Raw genomic sequence first — 11288 nt, forward strand, 5'->3', positions numbered from 1 at the left:
CCGTGTTACCGCCGTGAAAAGGCGGTGTCTTAACCCCTTGACCAACGGACCATTTTTACAACGTATTCTATTATATCAGTTCTTTTTCATCTGTCAACACTTTTTTGAAAAAAAAGAGCCGAAATTTTCGGCTCCCTTGAATGTAGACAAACTATTGTTTTACATAAAAAAGCAAGATGCTTTTCAAAAAATTACTTTTATTTTTAATCATTTAGGAAGATTAGAAACTTTTCCGCCATGAGAAAAGTGCCTGAAACGTAATAGTTTCAGGCACTCGGAATTATTGAGACCTTAGGCTCAATAATTAGTCATGGAACTTCTTAGAAGTTCGCTGACGTCCGATCTCACCTAAGGAAAGTTTTTAGAAGACTTTATCTTCAATCTGAGGAGCCGAAATTTTCGGCTCCTTCTAAATACTATAGAAGACTATAGAGTTTATTACTTATTTTCTTCCATTTTAGATTTAATTTCTTCATAAGATAATGGTTTAAATTCTTTTTCTAATTCTAAATCAGTATCTTCTGGCATTTTACCTGTTTCATACAATGACTTAATTTGAACACTGTCCAAGGTTTCGTATTTTAACAAGGCTTCTGCAATCAACTTGTGGGTCTCACGATTGCTCTGGATGATTTCAGCCGCTTTATTGCGAGCTTCATTCAAAAGACTTCTTACTTCTTCATCAATTTCATATGCTGTTTGCTCTGAAATGAATTTTTGAGTCGTTTGAGCTCCAAACATAGCATGGTTGCCTTCGTATTGAACTGGACCAAGTTTTTCACTCATTCCATATTCCGTTACCATAGCACGCGCCATTTGGGTCGCTTGTTCAAAGTCATTGGAAGCCCCTGTGGTTTGGACGTTGAAGATAATTTCTTCTGCAACACGTCCTCCCATCAATCCAGCCAATTGTTCTTTCATATCTTCTTTAGAAAGAAGCATTTGGTCTTCTTTTGGAAGAGCAATCATATAACCACCAGCACGTCCACGTGGAACGATGGTCACCTTGTGAACAACACGAGCATTAGATAAGACTAAACCAACAATGGTATGCCCTGCCTCATGGTAAGCAACCAATTCGCGTTCCTTTTGAGAAACTGTTCTGTCTTTCTTAGATGGACCAGCAATCACACGGTCTTCTGCTTCATCAATATCAGATGCATCAATAACCTTCTTATTGCGACGAGCCGCTACCAGAGCTGCTTCGTTTAAGACATTTTCAAGATCCGCTCCAACAAATCCCGGTGTTTGTTGGGCAACTAGTTTCAAGTCGACATCTTTGGCTAATGGTTTGTTTTTAGCATGGACACGTAAGATAGCTTCACGTCCTTTTACATCTGGACGGCCAACTAAAACCTTCCGGTCAAAACGACCTGGACGAAGGAGGGCTGGGTCCAAAACATCTGAACGGTTGGTGGCTGCAATCACGATGATGCCTTCGTTTCCTTCAAAACCATCCATCTCAATCAAGAGCTGGTTGAGGGTTTGTTCCCGTTCATCATTTCCCCCACCAAGGCCAACTCCCCGTTGACGTCCAACAGCATCGATCTCATCGATAAAGATAATGGCTGGTGCTGCTTTTTTGGCATCTTCAAATAGAGAACGAACCCGGCTTGCACCGACACCGACAAACATTTCAACGAAGTCAGAACCTGAAATACTGAAGAATGGTACGCCAGCTTCACCTGCTACTGCTTTTGCTAGAAGGGTTTTACCAGTTCCCGGAGGGCCTTCAAGAAGAACACCTGCTGGGATACGGGCACCCAATTTTGTAAAGCGTTTTGGATCTTTTAAGAATTCAACCACTTCAACGAGTTCTTGTTTTTCTTCTTCAGCCCCTGCTACATCTGAAAAACGAACCTTGATATCTTCTTTATTGGTAGCACGCGCTTTATTACGGCCGAAATTCATAGCACCGCGGGCGCCACCGCCACCACCTTGATTCATCATAGAGAAGAAGAAGAACATGACAATCACAAAGGGAACGATTGAAGTCAGAATGGTAATCCACATTCCACTTGAGCTTTCCCGTTTAATAGTGATGTCAGCCTTATGTTCGGATGCTAAGTTTTGTAATTCTTGAACAGTCAAATCAGACGGTAAAATCACACTCGTGAAGCGAGTTACCTTACTTGGACTTGGAGTGAAAAATTGAACCCCTGTATCATCCTTGCTGGTTTTTGCTTTGTTATAAGTACCGGAAATTTCAATGACACTACCGTTTGGCTGGTAGTTAATTTCCTTGACATTGTCTGATTTAAGCTCTTTTACCAATTCTGTATAATTGATCTGCTGACTTTGTCCGATACTATTTCCAGCAAAGAAATACTGAAAACCTGTAACAGCAGCTACAATAATCAATAAGTACAGAAAAGGATTTCGGACAAAACCATTGTTTTTGTTATTTTTCATCTAGTTTCCTCTATTTTGAATACACTTCTTCTTTCAACACTCCGATATAAGGAAGGTTTCGATAGTTTTCATCGTAGTCTAAACCATATCCCACAACAAACTCGTTTGGAATGGTAAAGCAAGTGTAATCTGCTTCAATCTCAACCAAGCGTCCTTCAGGTTTATCCAACAAGGTAGCAATTTTAACAGATGCTGGTTGACGTCCTTCAAACAATTCTTTCAAACTCTTAAGAGTTTTACCAGTATCAATGATATCTTCAACAAAGAGAATATCTCGGTCCTTAATGTCTTGGTCTATATCTTTGATGATATTAATCACGCCTGAGCTTGATGTTCCACCATGATAACTAGACACTAGCATAAAATCCAACTCAATATGCGTATCAATATGTTTGATCAATTCCGCCATAAATGGGACTGACCCTTTTAAAATCCCTACTAAAATCGGATTTTTCCCTTGGTAATCTTCTGTCAGTTTTTTACCAAGTTCACGTGCTGCAGTCACGATTTCATCGTGGGAAATGAGTATCTTTTTGATATCTTGTTCTAACATCTTTTTTACCTATCTATTTTCTGGATATAAATTGTATGCTTCATTATACCATTTTTTAATTCCTTACTCAAATCACTGATCGCAATTTCAGGAATAGCCAGTATTTGTTTATCTTGTTCTAAAACCACCAGATTGTTTCGTTGATTTAAAGGGATTTTTTGGTTAATCAACAATCTGCTAATTTTTCTATGGTGACCGTTCATCAGAATACGATCTCCCCTTTTACGGGGGCGAATAAAAACTGGGTGGTTGTTTGGAAGTGGGATTGCCTCCATATATGAATCGCTTGGTTCCACTCCAAATAAAAAGCGATAAGCACCTACTGTCTTTATGGTTCCAAATTGTAACAAAACTTCTGACATTCGGTCATCCGTCCTACGACTGATTTTCCGAATTTCAAAATAGTGATAGTCTTTGTAAAGTTCATAACCATTCTTTAGAACTTGTTGCGTATTGGACTTGGTCACTACTATTCTATGTAATTGTTCAAATTGTGCCCGACTCAATTGCAAGTCTGGAAAACTAGCTAGATACTCTTCCAGCAAATAAATCTGAACAGCTGGTGATTGCTTTTGAAACTGTGTCACATCTTGTGGATTCAAATCTTTGGTCAACTCTTTTAAAGCCTGGTGCCAATGACTGAGATCCTCTCCTAAGTTGACCAAAGCACTCGTCACTTGAGGATTTTCTTTTTCTAACAGTGGGAGATAACGATGGCGGATACGATTACGGAAATAGTCCAAGGAGCGGTTGCTCTTATCCTCATAATGAAAAATTTCTGGAAAATCCTTTTTTTTGAAATATAAGAGGGGACGGATCAACACACCCTGTCCAAATGGTTGTTTTAAAGGAATACCTTTTAAATGCCGTGGACGACTCCCACGAATCAGACGCATTAAAATCGTTTCTGCCTGATCATCCATATGATGAGCGGTGACGAGAGCGCTACAAGCTTCTTCTTTCATAACTTTTTCAAAGAAATCATAGCGGAATTGTCTAGCTTGGCTTTCAGAAAAAGGACCAGAGAAATGGGCAACCTTCAGCGGTAGATGTTTTGCTTCAGCTATTGCTCGAATTCCTCTTTCTTCTTGGTCAGCTTCAATGCGTTGGTGATGATTGACATGAGCAAGTACGAGGTCGATTCCTAATTGGTGCCGATAATGGTAGAGCCAATCCAGTAAGGTCATGGAGTCCACCCCTCCTGATAAAGCCAAAAGGACTTTTTGATGAGATTCAAAAAGCCCCTCCTTTAGACAGAACTGAAGAAATTTATCTTTCATTACTGTAAGACCTCATAAATATCTTTGGCAATTGCTGAGATAGTCTCGTAATCAGAGTGATCCGTAAAAATAGCTAAAATAAATGGTGATTCTGTATAAACAATGGCGACATCATGACGGAAATCATAGGCATCTCCAATCTTGTGAGCGACCTTGACTGGGATATCTTTTGAAATTCGTTGATCATCAAAGCGAGTCTCTGACAGAGCATCAATGATTCCACCATTTTGTTGGTAGATAGCTTCCATGACATTTCCTGCCATTTTTGGAGATGCCATTCTAGTTTCTACATTCCACGTTTTTCCTGCAATCTTATTGGTCACCTTTTGAAATTCTTTGTCTGATTGATGCGTTACATAATAGCCTAAAATGTTTTGCGCAACATTATCAGATTCTTTTGCCACCCGATTAATCAAATCAGCGACGGTATATTCCTTATCATCCGGTGTTTTTGAAATACTTCCACTGCCTTCCGGTTCATAAGCTCCTGGATAATCATTGACTTCTTTTGTATATTTTAAAGGAGTCTGCAAATCTACATGGTTTTCGTTTATCTCTTTTTGAGTATAGTACAAATACAAGAGCTTGGCTATACTAGCAGAATACATTTCCTGATCTTCATGTATCCCAGCAGTCTTTCCAGTATCCACCTGCTTCACGTAAACTGCAATTCCGTCTTTGTTGTACTTCTGATTGAGAATCTCTTGGACTTTCTCCATCCGATTATCTGTAGCAGAAAGTTCATCTTTTGCAATCCACCCCTGGCCAGAAATTTCTAGATAGGTCCCTTTTAAAGTTTTGGCAGTCTTGGTGATTTCAACCTTACTATAGGGAGTCAGACTTGTTTTTTTGCTTTTTGCGCCATTTACCAAGGGTTGATCATAAACTGTAAAAGAGGATGTCAGCCACATGGTCTTTTTTTCTTCTGTTAATTCCAAAATCGAATCTTCGTAAATTTGATCTTGATCAGCTACTACATACTGTTTATTCGATAATTTAAAAACAGATTTCCCTTGGTCATTCACAAACAATTGATCAACAGTAAAGGGAGTATCAGGTTTGATTTCCCCAGCTTTTTGACGCAATTCTGGATCCGAATAGGTCACGATTGGCTGATAAACATTCGGATTGGATGGGATGGAGACAAAGAAATGATCCTGAGTCCCTATTTGACTAGTGTATGAAGAATCAGCAGTCAGTGGAACTTGGACTTGGGATGAATCAGATAAGGGTTGGGTGACTAAGAAAGTAGGAAAAATCATCCAATAAACTAACTTATTCATCCTTGCTCCTTTCCTGAGTTTCTTCTTGCAATTTTAAGGCTTGATTTTTTTTAGCTAACTCTTCTAATTTTGTATCAGAATATTCTAGAAATTGTTGAACGGTTTTTACAATATTTTCCATTATTTCGGTAATAAATTAGGTATCGTATAAATATATTCGCCATCTTTAGAGAAGGAATATTTTGCGCGTGCATATTTTGCAGCGTATTCGTCATCCTTCAACTTCTCTACGATATCCTTTTGATATTCTTTTTCCTCAAGGGTTTGCTGATATTGTTCTTGCAATTGAACGTATTGTTGTTTGCGTTTTTGAAGCGTCTGGTAACTCTGAGCCAGATTATAAGTTGGGAGAATAAACAATAAAATAATTAAAATGAGAACCCAACCCATAAAACGGTTCTGTTTTTTTCGCTCCTCATTCTGGTATTTCTGACGCTGATGTTCGTCTTGAATATACCGATTATTCATTTGTACAATATTTTTAGGCATCTTCTTCTATCCTTGTTTCACGAATGATTTCATACATTTTAGACGCATCTTCTTTTTTGGTGCTATCTAACATTTCCAACACTTTTACTGTCAATAGCTTATTTCCAAAGCGAACTTCGACTTCGTCATTTACCTTCAAGTCGGTTGAACTTTTCGCTAGGACCCCATTGACTTTGATGCGCCCCTTATCGGCTACTTCTTTAGCTACAGGACGTCTTTTGATAATGCGGGAAACTTTTAAATATTTATCTAATCTCATCGTATCACCTCTAATGTATTATTGTACCATTTTTTTAGAAAGAGCCTAGTAAAATCTTTCTTTCTAGTCTTGTTTTTCCATTTTTTCCTGCTTGATGGCCAGTAATTTTTCCCCAAATTGTCGCAAGCCTTCTAAAATTTCGAAGTCTTTTTTATTTCGCACATCAAAGATTAATTCAATCAATCCTTGGCTTTCTGCAATACGAGCTTTTAAATTAGTTGCTGATAAGGCAGCAAAATAATCTTGAGTCAAAAAAAGTTGCTTGGTAATTGGCTCAAATTTCACCGTTAGTTGATTGTCTTTTCGATCAACCACTTTAACAAAGACCTGGTCCAGATAAGATTTGATAAACCCTATTTCTAGGAGATAGGCTACCACATCAGGGTATTCTCCGAATCGATCAATCAATTCGTCTTGCAAAAGCTCATAATCTTCTTGAACTTGTATTTCTCGAATACGTTTGTAAATTTCAATTTTTTGACGTTCATCGGAGATATAATCACTTGGAATGTAGGCATCAATTTGGAGATTGAGCTCTGCATTTCCTTTTTGGCGTTTTTTCTCTTTTCCTTGTTTCTTCTCAATAGCAGCTTCGAGTAACTGTGAATACATTTCAAATCCGACTGAATCGATAAAACCAGATTGAGAAGCCCCTAAAATATTTCCGGCACCTCGAATAGACAAATCTCGCATAGCAATCTTAAAACCAGATCCTAATTCAGTGAATCCTTTAATAGCTTCAAGACGCTTTTCAGAAACTTCTGTCAAGGTTTTGTCCGGCCGGTACATCAAATAAGCATAAGCAATGCGATTGCTTCGTCCAACCCGTCCTCGCAATTGGTAAAGGGTAGACAAGCCCATATGGTCGGCATTTTCAATAAAGAGGGTATTGGCATTTGGGATATCCACCCCTGTTTCAATAATGGTGGTTGTGACTAAAATATCATACTCACCTTCAATGAAATCCATCAAGGTGTTTTCCAACCGCACCTCACTCATCTGTCCATGGACAAACCCAATAGAGGCTTCCGGTACCAATTCTTGTAACTCTGAAACTTTTTGCTCAATGGTATCTACCTTGTTGTAGAGATAATAAACCTGACCTCCCCGATCCATCTCCCGACGAATAGCATCTCGGATAATGGTTGGATTGGTTTCTAGGACATAAGTTTGAACGGGATAACGATTGGTCGGTGGGGTTTCAATAACAGACAAATCCCGAATCCCCAACATAGACATGTGAAGGGTCCGAGGAATGGGCGTTGCCGTTAAGGTTAAAACATCGACCTTTTTCTTTAACTCCTTGAGAGTTTCCTTGTGTTTGACACCGAACCGTTGCTCCTCATCAATCACGATAAGACCGAGATCCGCAAATTCCACATCCTTAGATAAGAGACGGTGGGTTCCAATCAAAATATCGACCTGGCCTTTTTTTAGTTTTTCCAAGGTTTCTTTTTGCTCAGCACGACTCCGGAAACGACTCAAGACATCAACTTCTACTGGAAAGGCCTCGAAACGTTCTTTGAAATTAGCATAGTGCTGTTGAGCTAGGACCGTTGTCGGAACTAAGACAGCCACTTGTTTATGGTCTTTGACAGCTTTAAAGGCCGCTCGCATAGCAACTTCTGTCTTCCCAAAGCCCACGTCTCCGACCAAGAGGCGATCCATAGGGCTTGAAGATTCCATATCCTTCTTGATTTCTTGGATCGAGCGAATCTGATCATCTGTTTCAACATAGGGAAAAGCCTGATCAAAAGCTTCTTGGTTCTCATCGTCTGGAGTAAAGGCAAAGCCTTTCAATTGGCTTCGCTCTGCATAGAGTTGAATCAGATCATCTGCAATATCCTCTACTTCCTGACGGACCTTTTGTTTGGCCTTTTGGAAGCGACCATCATTGAGTTTGTTGATTTTAGGAGGTTTGCCATCACTCGCAACATACTTGGACAGCATCTGGATTTGATCCACAGGGATAGAAATCCGGTCTCCATTTTGATATTGGATGGAGACATAGTCTCGGTGGACACCAGAAATTTCGATGGTTTCTAGTCCTAAATACTGACCAATTCCATGAACCTGGTGAACAACGTAGTCTCCCTTTTCCAACTCATTGTAGTTTTTTAACCGCTCCGCGTTAGAAATAGTTTGCCGACGAATCTTTCGTTTAACCTTTTTCTGGAAGATTTCTGTCTCTGTAATCAGGACAATCTTCTCATCCACAAAGTGGAAACCACGCGCCAACCCACCAATAATCAACTGGCTCTGTCCTGGATGAAGCTGATCGGGTGCAAGATAATCCAGTTGGATCCCGTAGTCTCTCAAGTGCTCTTGTAACTGGTGGAGTCCTTGTTTACTTGTCACCTGAAGAATGACTGTGTAGTCTTGTTTACGGAAACGGTCAATTTCATCTTTTAAAAGAGAAAACTGACTGAAGAATTCCTGCATGGGGTATTGGTTAAAAGAATAGAGGGCATCAAATCGCAGATTTCCCAAGCCTTTTTGAAAATTTGAAAAATAAGAAGCTGGTTTATAAGTGTGTAAGAGTGCGCTATTGTCCGCAAAATACTGGGCTTCAGCGAAAGAGCGACTCTTTTGTAGGTCCTCTGTCAAAAGGTTAGCAACTTCTACATCAAACCGCGCCTCCTGATCCATGATTTTATGGTAATCATCCAAAAAAAGAGGAGCATGTTTAGGGAGATAGTCAAAAAGGGTGTAGGTTTGCTGATAAAAAAGAGAGAGAAATTTTCGACTATCTGCATGGAGACGCTGGTGATGCGCTTCTGTGAGTATCTCAGTCAAATAGGATTTGAACTCTGGATGAGGACTTTTTTGAATCAGATTTTCTAGATTCTTCTGTCCTCTTAGAAAATCATCTTTAGTTAGTAACATATCACTAACTGGATGAACTATTACCGCATCTAGATTTTCTAGTGAACGTTGAGTCTCTGGAGAAAAAGTCCGAATGCCATCAATCTCATCTCCAAAAAATTCCAGGCGATAAGGGAAATCTTGACTGGCTTCAAAAAGATCTACAATATCCCCTCGAAGACTAAACTCTCCCTGTTGGCTTACCTGTGAAACCTTTTGATAGCCCATAGCCAGTAGGGTATATTTCAATTCTGTCAGATTTCGTTCTTCCCCAACAGAGAAAGACTGAATCATAGAGCTGACAGTCTTTGGATTAGGTAAGAGCAAACGACTACCACTTACATTGGCAATGACGATTCCTTCTTTTTCTGGAGCTAAAAGAAAGTCCAGAGCTTCCAGACGAGAAAAGACTCGTTCCTGGGAAGCAAAGACAAACTCTGCCAAAGGATTGTCATCTCCGAGGAAAAGATAGACCTTTTCTTCGCCTAATAATCCCAATAAATCACTGGCGAGCCGTTCTACTTCATTTTGGGAAGAGGTCAAGACCAAGATCTTGTGTCCGTCTTCGACAGCTGTCGCCATGGTAATAGCTTTTGTAGACGAAGACAGTCCTAGTAGAAGAGAGCGACTTCTTTTTTGTTGGTCTTGTTGCCATTTTCTGATATTTTTATTTTGTTGAAATAGATCAACCAGTGTCTTATATTTATCCATTGTATTGTTGCATTGTTTTTTCAAACTGCCCTTCTTTTAAATAAAAACGAAGGGCTTCTTCTGACTTGTCGATAGCAAGGAGGATGGTAGCATAATCATCCTGATCGAATTTCCCTAAGACATGGTGGACTACTGACATGCCATGCTTGGGTCTTCCGATTCCAATCTTGATGCGATTAAAGGTCTGAGTTCCAATATGGTTGATAATTGATTTGATTCCGTTGTGGCCTCCAGCTGATCCTTTGGCACGAAGACGAATCTTGCCGACTTCCATATCCAAGTCGTCATAAATAACGACCAAATCTTCCACCTCTAAACCATAATAGGTCAAAAGCGCGTGTACGGCCTTACCACTCTCATTCATAAAAGTGGTTGGTTTGACTAAAAATACCTTTTCTCCATCTATAAAGGTGGAGGTCACATCTGCTTGAAAAATCTTATCATGTAAAAAAGTGAGGTTGAGAGACTTCGCCAGCTGATCCACTAACATAAAGCCAACATTGTGTTTGGTTTCCACATATTTATCTCCCGGATTTCCCAATCCGACGATTAATTTTGTCATTTACTTTCCCTTTCAAAAGCCAAAAGGGCTGGAATTTTTTTCCAACCTTTTGGTTATTTACTTATTCTCTTTATACATTGAAGCGGAATTCCATGATGTCGCCATCTTGAACGACATATTCTTTTCCTTCTTCTCGCAAGCGTCCTGCTTCTTTTACAGCCTTTTCAGATCCATATTTGACCAAATCATCATAAGACATGGTTACAGCACGGATAAATCCTTTTTCAAAGTCTGAGTGGATAATTCCAGCTGCTTGAGGAGCTTTCATACCACGTTTGAAAGTCCAAGCGCGAACTTCTTTTTCACCAGCTGTGAAGTAAGTTCCAAGTCCAAGTAAATGGTAAGCTGCACGAGTCAACTTATCCACACCTGACTCTGTCAAACCAATGGCTTCAAGAAACTCTTTTTTATCTTCATCGTCTAATTCAGAAATTTCTTCTTCAGCACGCGCAGAAATCACCACTACCTCTGCATTTTCTGTTTCTGCGAATTCACGAATTTGTTTCACATAATCAATAGAGTCTGGGTCTCCAACAACATCCTCATCCACATTCGCTACATAAAGAACGGGTTTAGTGGTCAAGAGGAAGAGACCTTTGACAACTTTTTGTTCTTCGTCTGTGAATTCGATGGTACGAGCTGACTTCCCGTCTTCCAGAACTGGCTTAATCTTTTGGAGGACATTAAATTCTGCAACGGAATCCTTGTCCTTTTGCGTACGGGCCATCTTTTCCACACGCGCATAGCGTTTATTCACAGATTCTAGGTCAGCCAAAATCAACTCTAGGTTAATAGTATCAATGTCTGCTAGTGGATCAACAAAAGCATCTTCACGACCTTGCTCCCGCATGACATTTTCATCATCAAAAGCACG

Annotated in this window: 11 protein-coding genes; 1 reads left to right on the forward strand and 10 read right to left on the reverse strand. The window is 39.7% G+C overall.

From position 1 onward, the window contains the following. Window positions 1–241 (forward strand): hypothetical protein (locus RCH62_RS07750; protein WP_306474964.1); only part of this gene is annotated, 241 nt, incomplete at its 5' end. A 197-nt stretch (window positions 242–438) separates the two neighbouring features. Here RCH62_RS07750 and ftsH read toward each other — a convergent pair. The 10 genes from ftsH to RCH62_RS07800 form a co-directional block, all read right to left on the reverse strand. Further along, window positions 439–2412, reverse strand: coding sequence for an ATP-dependent zinc metalloprotease FtsH (gene ftsH / locus RCH62_RS07755; protein ID WP_306474965.1), 1974 nt, complete (start codon window positions 2410–2412; stop codon window positions 439–441). A 10-nt stretch (window positions 2413–2422) separates the two neighbouring features. After that, a complete protein-coding gene (gene hpt / locus RCH62_RS07760; RefSeq protein ID WP_048789293.1) occupies window positions 2423–2965 on the reverse strand; it encodes a hypoxanthine phosphoribosyltransferase in 543 nt (180 codons plus the stop codon). Between the two features lie 5 nt (window positions 2966–2970). Further along, window positions 2971–4245: a tRNA lysidine(34) synthetase TilS gene (tilS, locus tag RCH62_RS07765; protein ID WP_129822616.1), complete on the reverse strand. Its 1275-nt coding sequence runs from the start codon at window positions 4243–4245 to the stop codon at window positions 2971–2973. Further along, a complete protein-coding gene (locus RCH62_RS07770) occupies window positions 4245–5528 on the reverse strand; it encodes a serine hydrolase (RefSeq protein WP_195610879.1) in 1284 nt (427 codons plus the stop codon). The genes tilS and RCH62_RS07770 overlap by 1 nt, the downstream gene beginning before the upstream one ends. Continuing rightward, window positions 5521–5649 (reverse strand): SP_0009 family protein, encoded by a 129-nt coding sequence (locus tag RCH62_RS07775; protein WP_260469288.1) that lies wholly within the window; start codon window positions 5647–5649, stop codon window positions 5521–5523. Before RCH62_RS07775 ends, RCH62_RS07770 begins: the two co-directional genes overlap by 8 nt. Further along, a complete protein-coding gene (locus tag RCH62_RS07780) occupies window positions 5649–6017 on the reverse strand; it encodes a septum formation initiator family protein (RefSeq protein WP_023024832.1) in 369 nt (122 codons plus the stop codon). The genes RCH62_RS07775 and RCH62_RS07780 overlap by 1 nt, the downstream gene beginning before the upstream one ends. Then, entirely contained in the window at window positions 6010–6276 is a 267-nt protein-coding gene (locus tag RCH62_RS07785; protein WP_023024830.1) for an RNA-binding S4 domain-containing protein, read from the reverse strand. The genes RCH62_RS07780 and RCH62_RS07785 overlap by 8 nt, the downstream gene beginning before the upstream one ends. Window positions 6277–6339: 63 nt before the next feature. Further along, window positions 6340–9852 carry a transcription-repair coupling factor gene (gene mfd / locus RCH62_RS07790; protein ID WP_306474968.1) on the reverse strand — a complete coding sequence of 1171 codons (3513 nt, stop codon included), beginning with the start codon at window positions 9850–9852 and terminating at the stop codon, window positions 6340–6342. Beyond that, window positions 9845–10414, reverse strand: a complete 570-nt coding sequence (gene pth / locus RCH62_RS07795; protein WP_306474966.1) for an aminoacyl-tRNA hydrolase — start codon at window positions 10412–10414, stop codon at window positions 9845–9847. The genes mfd and pth overlap by 8 nt, the downstream gene beginning before the upstream one ends. A gap of 70 nt (window positions 10415–10484) precedes the next feature. Next, window positions 10485–11288: redox-regulated ATPase YchF (locus RCH62_RS07800; RefSeq protein ID WP_306474967.1), on the reverse strand; the 804-nt coding region annotated here is incomplete at its 5' end.

The sequence above is a fragment of the Streptococcus sp. genome (assembly GCF_030825805.1).
In the GTDB taxonomy this organism is placed as follows: domain Bacteria; phylum Bacillota; class Bacilli; order Lactobacillales; family Streptococcaceae; genus Streptococcus.